Origin of the sequence: Pseudomonas fluorescens group sp., from assembly GCF_020093335.1 — a bacterium.
GTDB classification, from domain to species: Bacteria; Pseudomonadota; Gammaproteobacteria; order Pseudomonadales; family Pseudomonadaceae; genus Aquipseudomonas; species Aquipseudomonas petroselini.
On the sequence record NZ_JAIOKW010000049.1, the window covers coordinates 23491 to 40521 of the forward strand.

The 17031-nt window shown below is 61.1% G+C and carries 14 protein-coding genes and 1 riboswitch; of the genes, 5 read left to right on the forward strand and 9 right to left on the reverse strand.

The annotated features are described in order from the left end of the window. Window positions 1-40 precede the first annotated feature (40 nt). Window positions 41-1273: an NADH:flavin oxidoreductase/NADH oxidase family protein gene (locus K7431_RS28185; protein ID WP_012723850.1), complete on the reverse strand. Its 1233-nt coding sequence runs from the start codon at window positions 1271-1273 to the stop codon at window positions 41-43. 71 nt (window positions 1274-1344) lie between these two features. Between K7431_RS28185 and K7431_RS28190 the strand changes: the two genes are divergently transcribed. Further along, window positions 1345-1758 carry a MerR family transcriptional regulator gene (locus K7431_RS28190; RefSeq protein ID WP_043205247.1) on the forward strand — a complete coding sequence of 138 codons (414 nt, stop codon included), beginning with the start codon at window positions 1345-1347 and terminating at the stop codon, window positions 1756-1758. Between the two features lie 105 nt (window positions 1759-1863). On the opposite strand, the gene K7431_RS28195 is transcribed toward K7431_RS28190, so the two are convergent. The 3 genes from K7431_RS28195 to K7431_RS28205 all read right to left on the reverse strand — a co-directional run bounded on the left by K7431_RS28195 (window position 1864) and on the right by K7431_RS28205 (window position 4642). Next, window positions 1864-2358: a DUF934 domain-containing protein gene (locus K7431_RS28195; RefSeq protein WP_012723852.1), complete on the reverse strand. Its 495-nt coding sequence runs from the start codon at window positions 2356-2358 to the stop codon at window positions 1864-1866. Then, window positions 2342-4000, reverse strand: a complete 1659-nt coding sequence (locus K7431_RS28200) for a nitrite/sulfite reductase (protein ID WP_012723853.1) — start codon at window positions 3998-4000, stop codon at window positions 2342-2344. The genes K7431_RS28195 and K7431_RS28200 overlap by 17 nt, the downstream gene beginning before the upstream one ends. 426 nt (window positions 4001-4426) lie before the next feature. After that, window positions 4427-4642 carry a DUF2970 domain-containing protein gene (locus K7431_RS28205; RefSeq protein WP_012723854.1) on the reverse strand — a complete coding sequence of 72 codons (216 nt, stop codon included), beginning with the start codon at window positions 4640-4642 and terminating at the stop codon, window positions 4427-4429. 170 nt (window positions 4643-4812) lie between these two features. On the opposite strand from K7431_RS28205, the gene K7431_RS28210 reads away from it, so the two are divergent. After that, window positions 4813-6042: a dermonecrotic toxin domain-containing protein gene (locus K7431_RS28210; protein ID WP_043205249.1), complete on the forward strand. Its 1230-nt coding sequence runs from the start codon at window positions 4813-4815 to the stop codon at window positions 6040-6042. A 253-nt stretch (window positions 6043-6295) separates the two neighbouring features. Beyond that, window positions 6296-7216, forward strand: a complete 921-nt coding sequence (locus tag K7431_RS28215) for an NEL-type E3 ubiquitin ligase domain-containing protein (protein WP_224265962.1) — start codon at window positions 6296-6298, stop codon at window positions 7214-7216. Between the two features lie 20 nt (window positions 7217-7236). Here K7431_RS28215 and metH read toward each other — a convergent pair whose 3' ends face one another. Continuing rightward, window positions 7237-10947: a methionine synthase gene (metH, locus tag K7431_RS28220; protein ID WP_012723855.1), complete on the reverse strand. Its 3711-nt coding sequence runs from the start codon at window positions 10945-10947 to the stop codon at window positions 7237-7239. Between the two features lie 165 nt (window positions 10948-11112). On the opposite strand from metH, the gene K7431_RS28225 reads away from it, so the two are divergent. Beyond that, window positions 11113-13404, forward strand: a complete 2292-nt coding sequence (locus K7431_RS28225) for a fatty acid cis/trans isomerase (protein WP_012723856.1) — start codon at window positions 11113-11115, stop codon at window positions 13402-13404. Between the two features lie 424 nt (window positions 13405-13828). Next, entirely contained in the window at window positions 13829-14413 is a 585-nt protein-coding gene (gene nfuA, locus K7431_RS28230; RefSeq protein WP_003190728.1) for a Fe-S biogenesis protein NfuA, read from the forward strand. Window positions 14414-14601: 188 nt separating this feature from the next. On the opposite strand, the gene cobM is transcribed toward nfuA, so the two are convergent. The 4 genes from cobM to K7431_RS28250 form a co-directional block, all read right to left on the reverse strand. After that, window positions 14602-15348, reverse strand: coding sequence for a precorrin-4 C(11)-methyltransferase (gene cobM, locus K7431_RS28235; protein ID WP_012723857.1), 747 nt, complete (start codon window positions 15346-15348; stop codon window positions 14602-14604). A gap of 69 nt (window positions 15349-15417) precedes the next feature. Continuing rightward, entirely contained in the window at window positions 15418-15810 is a 393-nt protein-coding gene (locus K7431_RS28240) for a cobalamin biosynthesis protein (protein WP_012723858.1), read from the reverse strand. Then, the gene (locus K7431_RS28245; RefSeq protein ID WP_043205253.1) at window positions 15807-16511 is read right to left on the reverse strand and encodes a CbtA family protein; all 705 of its coding nucleotides are present in this window, start codon (window positions 16509-16511) and stop codon (window positions 15807-15809) included. Before K7431_RS28245 ends, K7431_RS28240 begins: the two co-directional genes overlap by 4 nt. A gap of 11 nt (window positions 16512-16522) precedes the next feature. Further along, on the reverse strand, window positions 16523-16711 hold the full coding sequence (locus K7431_RS28250; RefSeq protein WP_012723860.1) for a CbtB domain-containing protein: 189 nt from the start codon (window positions 16709-16711) through the stop codon (window positions 16523-16525). A 97-nt stretch (window positions 16712-16808) separates the two neighbouring features. After that, window positions 16809-17014: riboswitch (cobalamin riboswitch) on the reverse strand. Between the last annotated feature and the right edge of the window lie 17 nt (window positions 17015-17031).

Sequence of the window (17031 nt, forward strand, 5' to 3'; positions counted from 1 at the left end):
ATCAATAGGGGACAGTTCGATCACGGCGAATGCTCCGCCTTTAATGTGAAGATTGCGTCATGGCCGCCCGGTACTGCCGCGTGCGCCGCGCCAGAAACCATTGGTCGCGCACCAGCGCCATGCACGGCACGACGTTGGCTTTGGGCGAATGGCCGCGGCTGAGGCGGCGCATCTGGTAGCGCACCACGGCGAGTATGGCGAGGGAGGCCAGGGGCTTGCGTTGCCAGTCGATAGGCTTGAGTTGCGGGTTGGGGTCGCGGCCTTCGCGCCAGTGCTGGATCAAGTGGGGTTCCAGCGTCAGGGCGGTGGCGATCCCGGCCATGGCGACGCCACTGTCCAGTACCTGTTGCACGATGGGCAGGCGCCGGATGCCGCCGGTGACCATCACCGGCATCTTGGCGATGGTCGCCAGTTGACTGGCGAACTCAAGGAAGTACGCCTCACGCGCCAGGGTGCGGCCGTCACGCGCTTCGCCTTGCATGGCGGGTGCTTCGTAACTGCCACCGGATAACTCCAGCAGGTCGATGGGCAGCGGGTTGAGCATTTCGACCACGGCACGTGCATCGGCTTCTGCAAAACCGCCACGTTGGAAGTCGGCAGAGTTGAGTTTGACGGCGACACAAAACGACGGGCTGACGCTGGCGCGTACCGCACGGATCACTTCCAGCAACAGGCGTGCGCGGTTCTCCAGGGCGCCGCCCCAGCGGTCGGTGCGTTGGTTGCTCAGTGGCGACAGGAACTGACTGAGCAAGTAGCCATGGGCGCCGTGGATCTGCACGCCGGTGAACCCGGCTTTTTCGGCCAGGCGTGCGCTGGTGGCAAAGCGCTGGATCACGTCCTGGATGTCGTCTTCGGTCATGGCCTTGGGCGTGGCAAACATCTTCGAGAAACCACCGAGGTCGAGTGCCACGGCGGACGGTGCAATGGCTTGCTGGCGTAGGTTGGCCGGCGTCTGGCGGCCTGGGTGGCTGAGTTGTACCCAGAAGTGCACGCCGTTGCCGCGGGCGACGTCGGCCCACTCACTGAAGCTCGCCAGGTATTGCTCACCCTCAAGGGCCACGCCGCCGGGGCCGGTCATGGCGCGGCGGTCGACCATCACGTTGCCGGTGATCAACAAACCGGGATTACCGGCGGCCCAGGCTTTGTAAAGCTGCTTCAATTCACGGGACGGCGCCTGATTGCCATCGGCCATGTTTTCTTCCATCGCCGCTTTGGCGATGCGGTTGGAGAGGACTTGGCCATTGGGCAGTTGCAGGGCTTCAAAGGGTGACATGGGTTGACTCCTGAGCAGGGGAGGTCTCAGGCTAAGCTTAAAGTTAACTTTAATGTCAAGCAGGTGCGGTGATGAATATTGGTGAGCTGGCAAAGCAGAGCGGGCTGGCGGCGTCGCGGATCCGCTTTTATGAGGCCGAAGGGCTGATCAGCCAGGTGGGGCGCCAGGCAAACGGTTACCGGCGTTACGCGCCGGAGGCGCTGCAAACCCTGCAACTGATCCAGAGCGCGCAGCAGGCAGGTTTTACCTTGCAGGAACTCAAGGCGCTGATGCCTGCGCCGGGCGAGCACAAGCGCGAGGCGTTGATTGAGGCACTGGAATGCAAGGTCGTGCAGATCGAAGAGATGCAGGCGCAGTTAGCCCACAGCAAGGCGCAGTTGCTGGGGGTGATCGAGGCAGTGCGGGCGCAGCCGGAAGGCGTGCCGTGTTCGATGGGGCAGAAGCAGGTGCTGGCGTCGATCAAGACCGGTCTACAGAGCAAGTAGATGCCAATGTGGGAGGGGGCTTGCCCCCGATAGCAGAGGGCCAGTCAACAGATTCATTGACTGATCCACCGCCATCGGGGGCAAGCCCCCTCCCACATTTGAGACTCAGCGCCGACGGAACAACGGCAGCGGTTCATCCGTTGCCGCCTGGTACGTCACCGAGAAGTCCTTGAGGCTTTCCAGCGCTTCGTACGGGTCTTTGTCGGCGCGCAGGGCGAAGGCATCGAACCCGCAGCGGCGCAGGTAGAACAGTTGGTCGCGCAGCACGTCGCCAATCGCGCGCAGCTCGCCTTTGTAACCGTAACGGTCGCGCAGCAGGCGTGCGTTGGAGTAGTTACGCCCGTCGGTGAAGGCCGGGAAGTTCAGGGCGATGACTTGGAAGTGTTCCACGTCCTCACCGATTTCTTCGGCTTCTTCATCGGCGTCCAGCCACACACCCAGGCCGCCATCGCGGGCCTTGAGGGCGTGGCCGTGTTCGCGCCACAGTGCCAACGGCACGATCAGGTCGTCGCAGTTGGAGATGCCGTCGAAGCTCGCGTCCTTGGGCAGCAGGTGCCAGGTTTCGTCGAGGACTTCGTTGTTCTTAATGATTCGCTGCATAGACGCGCTCCTTGAACAGGTCAATGCCGATGCGCTGGTAGGTGTCGATGAAACGCTCATCTTCGGTGCGCTGTTCGATGTACACGTCGATCAGCTTGCCGATCACCTCGGGCATGGCTTCCTGGGCGAAGGACGGGCCGAGGATCTTGCCCAGGCTCGCATCGCGGCTGGCGCTGCCACCCAGGGACACTTGGTAGAATTCTTCGCCTTTCTTGTCCACGCCCAGGATGCCGATGTGGCCGACGTGGTGGTGACCACAGGCGTTCATGCAACCGGAGATGTTCAGGTCCAGCTCGCCGATGTCGAACAGGTAGTCCAGGTCGTCGAAACGGCGCTGGATCGATTCGGCGATCGGGATCGACTTGGCGTTGGCCAGGGAGCAGAAGTCGCCGCCCGGGCAGCAGATGATGTCGGTCAGCAGGCCGATGTTCGGCGTGGCGAAACCGCCTTCGCGCAGCTCGCCCCACAGGGTGAACAGTTGGCTCTGCTCCACGTCCGCCAGGATGATGTTCTGCTCGTGGGAGGTGCGCAGTTGGCCGAAGCTGTAGCGCTCGGCCAGGTCGGCCACGGCGTCCAGCTGCTTGTCGGTGATATCGCCCGGTGCAACACCGGTTGGTTTCAGCGACAGGGTGACCGCCACATAACCCGGCTTCTTGTGCGCCAGGGTGTTGCGGGTGCGCCAGCGGGCGAAGCCTGGATGCTCTTTATCCAGCGCTGCGAGCTCGGCGTCCTGATTGCTCAGGGCCTTGTACTCAGGGTCGACGAAGTGTTTGGCGACGCGGTGCACTTCGGCTTCGGTCAGGGTGGTCTGGCCGCCGCGCAGGTGTTCCATCTCGGCGTCGACTTTCTGGGCGAAAACCTCAGGGGTCAGCGCTTTTACCAGGATCTTGATCCGGGCCTTGTATTTGTTGTCACGACGGCCGTAGCGGTTGTAGACCCGCAGGATGGCGTCGAGGTAGCTCAACAGGTCCTGCCACGGCAGGAACTCGTTGATAAACGCGCCGACCACGGGCGTACGGCCCAGGCCACCGCCGACCAGTACACGGAAACCCAGCTCGCCGGCCGCGTTGTGCACCGGCTCCAGGCCGATATCGTGCACTTCGATGGCAGCGCGGTCCGAGGTCGAGCCATTGATGGCGATCTTGAACTTGCGCGGCAGGTAGGCGAATTCTGGGTGGAAGGTGGTCCATTGACGGACGATTTCGCACCAGGGGCGTGGGTCGATCAGTTCGTCAGCGGCCACGCCGGCGAATTGGTCGGTGGTCACGTTGCGCAGGCAGTTACCGCTGGTCTGAATGGCGTGCATTTGCACGGTCGCCAGTTCAGCCAGGATGTCCGGCACATCTTCCAGGGCCGGCCAGTTGAACTGTACGTTCTGGCGGGTACTGATGTGGGCATAGCCTTTGTCGAAGTCACGGGCAATCTTGGCCATCATGCGCGTCTGGCGCGAAGTCAGTTGGCCATAAGGCACGGCCACCCGCAGCATCGGCGCAAAGCGCTGAACATAAAGGCCATTTTGCAGGCGCAGAGGGCGGAACTCTTCTTCGCTCAGTTCACCTGCTAGGTAGCGTCGGGTCTGATCACGGAACTGCTTGACGCGGTCCTCGATGATGCGCTGATCGTATTCGTCGTATACGTACATATAGGTCCTGTTCTCGGCAAATCTGCGCGCACGGCCGCGCACTCCCAACGGAGCGGGGGCACGATACCAGTTTGCGTTTATGCGCAAAAGTGATGTTTGAGTATATGCAAAGAACCAAATCGACTAATGAGATTGATTATCTCGATATCCACATTTGTCATAGGGGCAAGTGTGGACTTTACTGTGGTCGAGTCTTAATGCAATCACCTATAAAACCGACAAGAGGCGATGCGATGAGCAATTCGACAAAAGCCCGTAAACCCGACAGCACCGTTGATGCCTGGGCCATTCTGTTCCTGATCATCCTGGTGGTGGGAACCGCCGTGTTCTGGGTCAGCCATCAGTAGGAAGAGGGCGAGATCCGCAGCAGGACCCGTAACATCCGGAATAAGGGAACGGCCTGCCCGTTCCCTTATTTCGCGTGCTCTACACCCCCGCCAAGTGCAACACCAGCTTGACGATGCCGAACAGCGTCAAGGCGAACACGGCCGTGAACAGAATGCCCAGGACGACAAAGTGGCTGGGCTTGCCGTGCGTGAAGTCACGTGCGCGATTCTTCCCGCTTTGCACGCCGAAGGCGGCAGCGACCACGCTGTGGAGCATTTGCCAGAACGTTGGCGGTTTGTTGCCTGAGTCGTCCATAACACCCTCCCGGTTCAGGGTTAGCGCCCTGTGTATCCAGCATAGTCAGTTCCGCGGCAATGACCGCAGCGAAACCAACACAACAGAACCCGCGCAACTATGCACCGCTTCGCCCGTTGATCCGCGTGATGTCCTGAGGCTCCCTAAACAGCATCAGGAACCCATGCCTCATGTCACCACTCGACAGCCCCCTCAGCGAGGGGCTTCACGTCACTTTTATCAAAGGACGCCTGCCCAAGTGGCTCGAACAGCTGACGACCGCCGACATCCAGCGATTGCATCGCGCGCGCGACCCGCTGCAGGCGTTAACAGCCGCCCAGCCTGAGCTTTTTGCCAGTGCCCGGCCTGAGTTGCGCCGAGCATTGCTGGATAGCCAGGCCGGCTACTTGTCCGCCAGTCAAACCCTGGCCAAGACCCTGGCGAGCTTCAAGACCCTTACCGACTTCGCCACACCGTTGCTCAACCAGGCGTTGCGCGACACTTTTGGCCTGGCACCGGACGTCAACAAAACCCAGCTGTTCCATCTGCGCGCGCCCAATCGTGCCGACGCCCAGAGCCTGTTGCAGGCGGCACTGCGCAACTTCGAGGCCGATGAGCCGTTCGATGAGGTGGCGCTGCAGGAAACCAGCGCCTTGGCGCCAGAAGATGCACTGGAACAACACCGCTACGATGAAACTGAGCACTACCCGTTTGGCAAGGTGCGTTACCGCATTCGTGACAAACTGGCGATCAAGCCCGAAGCATTTGCCCAACTGTGTCGCACACTGGACTTGGGCACGCAGTATCAGGACCACATTGGCGCGGTGTTTGAAACCCCGGCCACGGCCGACGAGGTACGCCGGCAGACAATCGCGGCCAACAAGGCCGGTTTGCGCTTGCAGGCGCACATTGCGCGCTTGCAATCCAATCTTGATGAAACGGCCTACGCGACCTTACTGGCGATACTCGATGGCCAGCCTGGGCCAATGCTGGATGGCTACCCGGTGGTGTACAGCCAATTGACCGTGCTGGGCGCGGCATTGAGCGATGTGCTGATTATCGGCTCAGCCCCACGCAAGCCTGGGACTACGCTGGTCTTTCCCACGCATTTGCCGGTACTCGCCAGACCTGGTGCAAGCGTTGCAGGGGATGACTCAACTGAAGAAGTTACACCTGACCGGTCAACTTCCAGCCTTGGATTACAGTGTGTTGACGAACTTGCGGGACTTGACCCTGGCGGGGCCGTCGAATCAATGGCCGACGGGGCTTCTCGCGCATGCAGGCTTGGCGTCGCTGGACCTGGCAGGCCTGGATATCCCCTCGCTGCCCGATGCGCTGTTCAGTGGGCACGAGCCATTATGGCGCAGCCTGCGCTTGAACTGGGGGGCGCTGGAGCCCCGCGCCTTCAGGCGGGCGTTTGACTACGTGCACGAAAACCCGGCTCATCTGGTGGATGAGTCGCAGATGGTCACGCAGTACTGTCTGCAGCGCCTTCGCACGTTGAATAGTCAGGACCGAGGGATGGCGGGCAACGCCTTGCAAGCGTTCAAGCAGGACGGACTGGCGGGGCGCGCGCTGCTGGATCATGTCGAGGCATTGCTTGAGCGCTATCGCGTCACGGACGAGGCGCTGGTGACGTGGCAGGAGTCGCCCGTGCGCGTCGATGGCGGGGAAATGTTCGTCGAACAACGTCGGGTGCTGGCCGACAGGATTCGCAAATGTCGGCGTGATGCGCTGGCTGCCCGGTATGGGGCGCGCGAGCCGGTGGCTGGCCCGTCTCGTATCGGTGCGCAGACACTGCGCACAGTGTTGGACCGTGAGTACTCGGGTTTGGGGCGCGAGCCGTTGAACGAGGTATTGGACCTGACGAACTATGGCGCGCCAGGTGATCTGCCGGCGCTGGGGGATGAGGTATTTCCCCAGATCCGTCACCTGATCCTGTCGGATGCAAAGCTATCTGCAACGCAGGTCGATGACTTCCTGCGCAGCTTTCCTGAGCTGCGGGTGCTCAACCTGAGTGGCAATAAACTGACGGAGCTGCCACGGGCCCTTGAGACGTTGGGGCAACTGAGCGAACTGAATCTGGCGGGAAATGAACTGACGATCACCGCGTCAATGCAGGCGCGGTTGAACCGGCTGGGGGAGGTTGAGGCGCTGGCGAGAAAGCGCATTCAGCGCTTCCCTGGCACGGACCCGGCGGAGATCCGCCTGGCGTATCGAACCGGGTTGGCGCAACGCCTGGATCTCCCCACGCAGCCCTCTACCATGCTTTACCGCGGCGTGTCAGGGGTACAGGCTGCTGACCTGGACGTGGCCTACGCCAGCGTGATGGCCGAGGAACAAACCCCGGCGTTTATCGAGCAACTGATCACGCGTGACTACTGGAAAAGTTATCTGCAGGAAAAATACCCAACCGATTTCGCTAAGGTGCAACAGACGCTGGCCGACCAATCGGAGACTCTGGAAGAGCAGTATCCTGACATCAATCCAGCGTATCTCGAGCAAGTCGATGCGTTGCAAAAAGCCAATGAGGTTGAGCTACGCGGGTTGAGAAGAGAACTCTCCACCCGCGAAATCGCCGAACTGGGCAACTAGCCCGGCAAGCGTCCGGCTGATCAGTTGTCATACCCCAGGTTCGGTGCCAGCCACCGCTCGCTCACGCTCAGGTCCTGGCCTTTGCGGGCGGTGTAGCTCGCCACCTGGTCCTTGTCGACCTTGCCCACGGCAAAGTACTGCGCCTGTGGGTGGGCGAAGTACCAGCCACTGACCGCCGCTGCCGGGAACATTGCGTAGTGCTCGGTGAGGAACACGCCGCTGCGGCCCGCCTGCATTTCGCGGGCTTCAGGGTCCAGCAGTTGAAACAGCTGGGCTTTCTCGGTGTGGTCCGGGCACGCCGGGTAGCCGGGCGCAGGGCGGATACCGCTGTACTGCTCCTTGATCAGCGCCTCGTTATCCAATTGCTCGTCCTTGGCGTAGCCCCAGTGCTCTTTACGCACTTGCTGGTGCAGCCACTCGGCGCAGGCTTCGGCCAGACGGTCGGCCAGCGCCTTGACCATGATCGAGTTGTAGTCGTCGCCGGCGTCCTGATAAGCCTTGGCCACCTCTTCGGCGCCGATGCCGGCGGTGGTGATGAAACCACCGATGTAGTCGGTCACACCGCTGTCTTTTGGTGCTACGAAGTCAGCCAGGGAGAAGTTCGGCTTGCCGTCGGTCTTGATGATCTGCTGGCGCAGGTGGTGCAGCTTGGCAATCGGCTGGCCATCGTCACCGTAGACTTCCAGGTCATCGTCCTGCACCTGGTTGGTCGGCCAGAAGCCGAACACGGCGCGGGCGCTGATGAGTTTTTCGTCAATCAGCTTGTTGAGCATTTCCTGGGCGTCGGCATACAGCGCGGTAGCGGCTTCGCCGACCACTTCGTCTTCGAGGATGCGCGGGAATTTACCGGCCAGGTCCCAGGAGATGAAGAACGGCGTCCAGTCGATGTATTCGGCCAGTACCTTGAGATCGATATTGTCCAGTACCTTGGCGCCGGTAAAGGTCGGCACCACCGGGGTGTAGGTGCTCCAGTCGAACTGCGGCTTCTTGGCGATGGCCGCCGGGTAACTCAGGCGCTCAGTACGCGCGCTGCGGTTGGACGTCCGTTCACGCACGTCGATGTATTCCAGGCGGGTCTTCTCGACGAAGCCGGCCTTGAGTTCCTTGGACAGCAGCTGCGTCGCCACACCCACGGCGCGCGAGGCGTCGGTGACGTAGATCACTGCATCGTTGCTGTACTTGGGCTCGATCTTCACCGCCGTGTGCGCCTTGGAGGTGGTGGCGCCACCGATCATCAGCGGCAGGTGGAAGTCCTGGCGCTGCATCTCGCGGGCCACATGCACCATTTCGTCCAGGGACGGCGTAATCAGGCCGGACAGGCCGATGATGTCGCACTTCTGCTCCTTGGCCACCTGCAGGATTTTCTCTGCGGGCACCATCACGCCCAGGTCGACAATGTCATAACCGTTGCAACCGAGCACCACGCCGACGATGTTCTTGCCGATGTCGTGCACGTCGCCTTTCACGGTGGCCATGAGGATCTTGCCCTTGGCTTCCGGCTTGTCGCCTTTTTCCAGCTCGATGAACGGGATCAAGTGGGCCACGGCCTGTTTCATCACGCGGGCGGATTTGACCACCTGGGGCAAGAACATTTTGCCGGCGCCGAACAGGTCGCCGACGATGTTCATGCCGGACATCAGCGGGCCTTCGATCACCTCAATCGGACGCGCGAACGACTGCCGTGACTCCTCGGTGTCTTCAACAATGTGGGTGGTGATGCCCTTGACCAGCGCATGTTCCAGGCGCTTGTTCACTGGCCAGCCACGCCATTCCTCAGTCTCGGTTTCCTTGACGCTGCCGTCGCCTTTGTACTTGTCGGCAATGGCGAGGAGGGCATCGGTGCCTTCCGGGGTACGGTTGAGCACCACGTCTTCCACCGCATCGCGCAGTTCGGCCGGGATCTGGTCGTAGATCTCCAGTTGGCCGGCGTTGACGATGCCCATGGTCAGACCGTTGCGGATTGCGTAGAGCAGGAACACCGAGTGGATCGCCTCGCGCACCGGGTTGTTGCCACGGAACGAGAACGACACGTTGGACACGCCGCCGGAGGTCAGCGCATACGGCAATTCGTCACGAATATAGGCGCAGGCATTGATGAAATCGACCGCGTAGTTGTTGTGCTCTTCGATACCGGTGGCGACCGCGAAGATGTTCGGGTCGAAGATGATGTCTTCCGGCGGGAAGCCGACTTCATTCACCAGGATGTCGTAGGAGCGTTTGCAGATCTCTTTCTTGCGCGCTTCGGTGTCGGCCTGGCCGGCTTCGTCGAACGCCATCACCACCACGGCGGCACCGTAGCGCTTGCACAGCTTGGCGTGGTGAATGAACTGCTCGACGCCTTCCTTCATGCTGATGGAGTTGACGATGCCCTTGCCCTGGATGCACTTGAGGCCGGCTTCGATCACTTCCCATTTGGAGGAGTCGATCATGATCGGGACGCGGGAGATGTCCGGCTCGCCGGCAATCAGATTGAGGAAGGTCACCATGGCCTTCTTCGAATCAAGCATGCCCTCGTCCATGTTGATGTCGATCACCTGGGCGCCGGCTTCCACCTGCTGCAGGGCCACTTCGAGGGCTTCGGTGTAGTTGTCTTCACGGATCAGGCGGGCAAAGCGCGCCGAACCGGTGATATTGGTACGCTCGCCGACGTTGACGAACAGTGAGCTGCGATCAATGGTGAACGGCTCCAGGCCCGACAGGCGGCAGGCCTTGGGAATGTCCGGGATCACACGCGGCGCATACCCGGCCACGGCCTTGGCGATGGCCTCGATGTGGCCCGGCGTGGTGCCGCAGCAGCCGCCGACGATGTTGAGGAAGCCGCTCTGGGCGAATTCTTCGATGACCTTGGCGGTTTCCGACGGCAATTCATCGTACTCGCCGAATTCGTTCGGCAGGCCGGCGTTCGGGTGTGCGGAAACGTGGGTGCTGGCCTTGTTCGACAACTCTTCCAGGTACGGACGCAGTTCGCTGGCGCCCAAGGCGCAGTTCAGGCCCACCGAAATCGGCTTGGCATGGGCCACGGAGTTCCAGAACGCTTCGGTGGTCTGGCCCGACAGGGTACGGCCGGAGGCGTCGGTGATGGTGCCGGAGATCATGATCGGCAGTTCGATATTCAATGTTTCGAACACGCCTTGCACGGCGAAGATCGCAGCCTTGGCGTTGAGGGTGTCGAAGATGGTCTCGATCAGGATCAGGTCTGCGCCGCCTTCGATCAGGCCTTGGGTGGCCTCGGTGTAGTTTTCCACCAGTTCATCGAAGGTCACGTTGCGGTAGCCGGGGTTGTTCACGTCCGGCGACAACGAGCAGGTGCGGCTGGTCGGGCCGAGCACGCCGGCGACGAAGCGCGGCTTGGCCGGGTTCTCGAGGGTCTTGGCGTCGGCGATCTTGCGCGCCAGGCGTGCGCCTTCTACGTTCAGTTCGTAGGCCAGTTCTTCCATGCCGTAGTCGGCCATGGAAATGCGGGTGGCGTTGAAGGTGTTGGTTTCGAGGATGTCGGCACCGGCATCCAGGTAGGCTTTTTCGATACCGCCGATCACGTCCGGACGGGTGATCACCAGCAGGTCGTTGTTACCCTTGACGTCGCTTGGCCAGTCGGCGAAGCGTTTGCCACGGTAATCCTGCTCCTCCAGCTTGTAGCTCTGGATCATCGTGCCCATACCGCCGTCGAGGATCAGGATACGTTCCTTGAGGGCTTGATGAAGGGCTTGCAGACGAACGCTACGATCGGACATGGGACTACTCTGGTCAGGCATTACGGAGGGCGTGGATCATAGCAAACCTGTGCCGATTTGCGGCATGTCCAGGTTTTGCATGAATATCGTTCAAGTTGGTGGCCTGTCGACATCGGTAGAATCACGGCAATTTTTCAGCGCACGCATTGAATCGGGACCGGATACATGTCACTTCGCCTCATTACCAGCGCCGTCCTGGCACTGGTCGCCTGCATTGCGCAGGCCGACGGACCCGCCCCGGCGATTTCGTACACCCGCGACATTCAACCGATTTTTACCGAGAAATGCGTGGCCTGCCATGCCTGCTACGACTCCGCCTGCCAACTCAACCTGGGCAGTGCCGAGGGGGCGGCGCGCGGAGCGAGCAAAATGCCGGTCTACGATGGCGAACGCAGCCAGGCCACCCCGACCACCCGGTTGTTCTATGACGCCTTTGGCAAGCAAGCCTGGCAGCAGAAGGGCTTCTACTCGGTGCTGGACGCCCAGGGCAGCCAGGCCGCCTTGATGGCGCGCATGCTGGAGTTGGGCCATAACGCCCCGCTGGCGCCCAATGCCAAGCTGCCGGATGACATCGTGCTGGGCCTGAACCGCGAAAACCTGTGCGCCATGCCCGGCGAGTTCAATGCCTACGCCGGTGCCCATCCCAAGGAAGGCATGCCGCTGGCGGTCACCGGCCTGACCGACCAGCAATACCAGACCCTGCAACGCTGGCTGGCTTCCGGCGCGCCGATTGATGAGCAAGGCCTGGCGCCAAGCGCCAAGGAAGCCCTGCAGGTGCAACAGTGGGAGAACCTGTTCAACCAGCCCGGCGCCCGCGAAAGCCTCGTGGCGCGCTGGTTGTTCGAGCATTTGTTCCTCGCCCATATCTACTTTGAGAACGGCGAGCCGGGGCATTTCTTCCAGTGGGTGCGTTCGCGCACGCCGAGCGGTCAACCGATCGACCTGATTGCCACCCGACGCCCTAATGATGACCCCGGCACCCGTGTGTATTACCGCCTGTGGCCGGTGCAGGGCGTGATCGTGCATAAAACCCACATCACGTACCCGTTCAGTGCCGAGAAGATGGCGCGCATCAAGGCGTTGTTCTACGCCGATAACTGGCAGGTCAACGCCTTGCCGGGCTACGGCCCGGGCCGGCGCGCCAACCCGTTCGAAACCTTCGAAGCCATCCCGGCCAAGGCGCGCTACCAGTTCATGCTGGATAACGCCGAATACTTCGTACGCACCTTTATTCGCGGGCCGGTGTGCCGTGGGCAGATCGCCACGGACGTGATCCGCGACAACTTCTGGACGCTGTTCCAGGACCCGGACCACGACTTGTACATCACTGATGCGCGCTATCGCGGCCAGGCCACGCCATTGCTGGCCATGCCTGGGCAGAACGATGACGTCGGCAGTGTACTCAGCCTATGGCTGGCCTACCGTGACAAGCGCAATGAGTACGAGGCCCTGCGCCGTGACAGCTACGCCGACCTGCCGCCGCCGAGTTGGTCGAGCCTGTGGGCGGGCAATGACAATGCCTTGCTGAGCATCTTCCGCCACTTCGACAGTGCCTCGGTGACCAAAGGCCTGATCGGCGAAGTGCCGCAGACGATGTGGCTGTTCGACTACCCGCTGCTGGAGCGTACGTATTACCAGTTGGCGGTGAATTTCGATGTGTTCGGCAATGTGTCGCACCAGGCCCAGACGCGGTTGTACTTCGACTTGATCCGCAATGGCGCTGAGCAGAACTTCCTGCGCCTGATGCCGGCTGATTCCCGTGATGGCTTTATGGATGACTGGTACCAGAACAGCGGAAAGCTCAAGTTGTGGCTGGATTACGAGGCGATTGATGACGATAAGCCCACCGGCCTGAATCTGGATGAAAAAGACCCGAAGCGCGATTTTGCCAAGCAGTTGCTTAGCCGTTATGGCGATTTGAACGCCAGTCCGGATCCGATCAACCGTTGCAGGGGTGCGTATTGTTCCCGTGACGGTGTTGATCCGGCCTTACAGGATGCGGAGCAGGCGCTTAGCCGCTTGACGTCGCGCCCGGCCGCCGGGCTCAAGGTCATCGACCAACTGCCCGAGGCCACGATGCTGCGTGTCGAGACGGCCGGCGGCAAGCGCGTGGTCTACAGCATGCTGCGCAACCGGGCCCACAGTAACGTGGCGTTTCTGCTGGGGGAGGCGTATCGCTACCAACCGGGCCTGGACACGTTGACCCTCTATCCGGGCGTGCTCAGCAGCTACCCGAACTTCATGTTCAATATCCCGGCTCAGGAAGTGCCGGAGTTTGTTGCGCAGATGGAGCAGGCTCACGATGCCAAGCGGTTTGAGAAGATTGTGGATCGGTGGGGTGTGCGGCGTAGTCATCCGTTGTTTTGGCAATATTTCCATGATTTGTCGCGGTACATCCGTGAGACCACGCCGGTGGAAGAGGGGGTGTTGGATATGAATCGGTATGAGAACTTGTGAGAGGGGGAAGGGGCATATCCGTTATTTGAAAAGTAACCAAAGGCTCTTGCCCCAACGCTCGGTGTGCCCGTAATCCGACATTGATTTGGGCGGCTAAGATCAAAAGCGCGGCGGCATTGCAGCCGAGCGGTGTTGTGTGTGCCGTACTCGGTTAAAAGTGTGGGAGGGGGCTTGCCCCCGATAGCAGTGGGACAGCTATAGATGCATCAACTGACACACCGCCATCGGGAGCAAGCCCCCTCCCACAGTTTGATCTCCATGCATCAGGTAGATATCAGCCTGCTTTTGATCTTAGGCGCCCGTTAAACACAAATAACAGGTAGGCACACCCCTCAAAAAACCCACTATCCCGACAAAAACACTAGGACTTTGTACCTGCGTAATATTTTGGCGTAAACTGCCGGCAAGCCTGTGAGGAGTTTCCATGACTGCCATAACCATTACCGACGCCGCCCACGATTACCTGGCTGACCTGCTGTCCAAGCAGAACACCCCAGGTATCGGCATCCGCGTCTTTATCACCCAGCCCGGCACCCAATACGCTGAAACGTGCATTGCCTACTGCAAGCCAGGGGAAGAGAAACCTGAAGACACCGCCCTGGGGCTCAAAAGCTTCACCGCGTACATCGACGCCTTCAGCGAAGCCTTCCTCGACGACGCCGTGGTCGACTACGCCACCGACCGTATGGGTGGCCAATTGACCATCAAGGCGCCGAACGCCAAGGTGCCGAACGTCAACGCCGACAGCCCGGTCAACGAGCGCATCAACTACTACCTGCAAACCGAGATCAACCCTGGGCTGGCCAGCCATGGGGGTCAGGTCAGCCTGATCGACGTGGTCGATGACGGTATCGCCGTGCTCAAGTTCGGTGGCGGCTGCCAGGGCTGCGGTCAGGCGGATGTGACCTTGCGTGAAGGCATCGAGCGCACCTTGCTCGAGCGTATTCCGGAGCTCAAGGGTGTCCGTGACGTGACCGACCACACGCAGAAAGAAAACGCCTACTACTGAGTAAGGTGTTCACTGCGGACAGAAAAACGGCGCCCCGTGAGCGCCGTTTTTTTTATGATTAAAATTCAATGGCTTGCGTTAATTATCTAACAAACAAGATTAACTGTTGAAGTAAGCCCGCTGCGGTATTTTTATTTTAATTTACTAATTTAAATCATCTACTTGCGACTAAAAGTGCATGTTGATTGTCATGGTCGGTACAGATGCGCATGCCCGGCCCGGTACAGCGACGACTCACTGAAACTGTCACTCGCCAACACCCGGCCCACCACGATCAGCGCCGTGCGCCGAAACCCTTTCGCCGCCACCTTCCCGGCAATGTCACTCAGCGTGCCCACCGCCCAATCCTGGTCCGGCCAAGTCGCCCGGTGCACCACGGCAATCGGGCAATCGGCGCCATAGTGTGGCAACAGTTCGGCGACGATCTTTTCCAGGTGGTTGACCCCAAGGTGAATCGCCATGGTCGTGCCATGTCGCGCCAGGCTGTCGAAGTCTTCACCGGCGGGCATCCTGGTTTTATCGGCGTAGCGGGTCAGGATCACGCTCTGTGCGATGTCGGGCAGGGTCAGTTCCGTTTCCAACAACGCCGCACACGCGGCGACTGCGGTCACGCCGGGGATGATCTGGAACGGGATACCCCACTCGCGCAGATGGCGGATCTGTTCGCCAATCGCCCCATACAGGCTCGGGTCGCCGGAGTGCACGCGGGCGACGTCCTGGCCTTTGGCATGGGCGGTCTTGATCAGGTCGATGATCTGTTCCAGATGCAGTTCGGCGCTGTTGACCACGGTTTCTGCCTGATGGCCTTCCAGCACGGCAGCGGGTACCAGCGAGCCGGCATAGATGATCACCGGGCAACTGCGGATCAGCCGCTGGCCTTTGACGGTGATCAATTCCGGGTCGCCGGGGCCTGCGCCGATGAAGTAGACGGTCATGGTGATTCCTGTCGAAAAACGGGCGAGCATGAATATTGTTCATGATCGGGAAGGACGATTATCGGGATTTCAGCCGGCGCAAGCCAATGCAAAGGTGGCCTGCGCGGTTTTTTTGCGCGTGATCAGCAGGCGGGCAGGGGCGTCAGCAAGGTGTTCGGCAAGTGCCAGGGCGGCGCTTTCGGCGATGCCGTAACAGCCGGTATGGGCAAAGGCGATCGCGGATTTGTGGCTCAGGCGGTCTGCGAAAGGCGCCAGTTGTTCTGCGCTGAAACAACGCAGCGGCAGGTTCAGGGCCGCGGCCAGTGCCAGTAGTCCCGGTTCATCCTGTTTGCGCGCGATACTGGCCAGTGCGGTGATGCGCTGGCGCTCGATACCGCCCTCGGCGAGGGCGGCATCAAACAGGCCCAGCAGGGTATGAGCATCACAGCCGCGCTGGCAGCCCAGGCCGACCACCAGGGTCATGCGGAGTATTGATCGTCGCGGTTGCGGCGGAACAGCCAGGCGCTGATCAGGCCCAAGGCCAGCCAGAACGCGACGTTGGTCAACTGCGAAGCGATCTTGAACTGTGCTTCCAGGGCTTGCGGTGCCAGCATCGAATGCACCTCAGGCTGCGGCGCGCCGATTACGTGCGGCACTGCAAGGATCGCCACGCCCAGCACTTTCAACAACCCGTTGCGACCGAACACGATCAAAGCGATACCTGCAGCGGTAGAGGCGGCGGTGCCGATCCACCAGGTCTGGCGCAGCGCCAGGTCGGCGGCGGCGGTGCCTGGCAGCTCGGGCGGCAGGCCCATTGTCGGCGCCAGTACAAAGGTTGCATAACCGGCCAGGCCCCAGAGCAGGCCTTGAGCCGTGCGGGTCGGTGCGCGCAGGGTGTACAGGCCGGCCAGCATCAGGGCGAAACCGACGGCGACCACCAGGTTGCCGCCCGTGGTGGACAGCACGCGCTGCCAGCCATCTTCCGGCTCCCAGGCTTCGGCGTCGTGGGTATGCGCGGCAGCACCGGCAGCGTGTTCATGTGTCACTTCAGTGACGGCTGGGGCCTTTTCAAAGGTTTCCGCCTGCAGAATCAGCGGGGCGACCCAGAAGCTTTGCAGCAGGGTGAGCAGCAGGGCGGCCAGGAGACCGGTGAAACCTGCGGTTTGCGCGATACGCTTGATCATGTCGGCAGGTCTCAGTGGCACGGGAACGCGGCGCTGTGGCGGGTATCGTGGGCGGCGTTGTGCACGGCCTCGATGTGCGAGAAACCGGCGAAGTACACCAGGCATGCGCCGAGGATCGACGCGCCGATGGCGGCGGTCAGGCGTTGGCTCAACGTAGAGGTGCTGCTGGCGGAGTGCGAGGTGCTGCTGATGATCGACATGGCGCGTCCCTTTCAGGTGTCAGGGTGAAACGAGCGCATGAAAACCCCGCGAGCCAGGCACGCAGAGTTCTGAACAGCGCCCGCCCACCGCGGGTTTGTTATCTGATTTTTTCGGGCCGGTCTCCGGGCTTGCGAGGGGCTCAATGCCTGAAAACGTCGCCTTCCCATGCCGGCTGGCACAGTGGATATGACGTTTCGCTCGCTTACCGTTGCGGGGGCAGCACCGGACTGTCATGCGTGTGTGCATGAGTCACCGGTTTCCCGTTTCACCCTTTGCAGGGCACCCGAAACAAGATGTGTAGGAGAGCATGGGGGTGGGA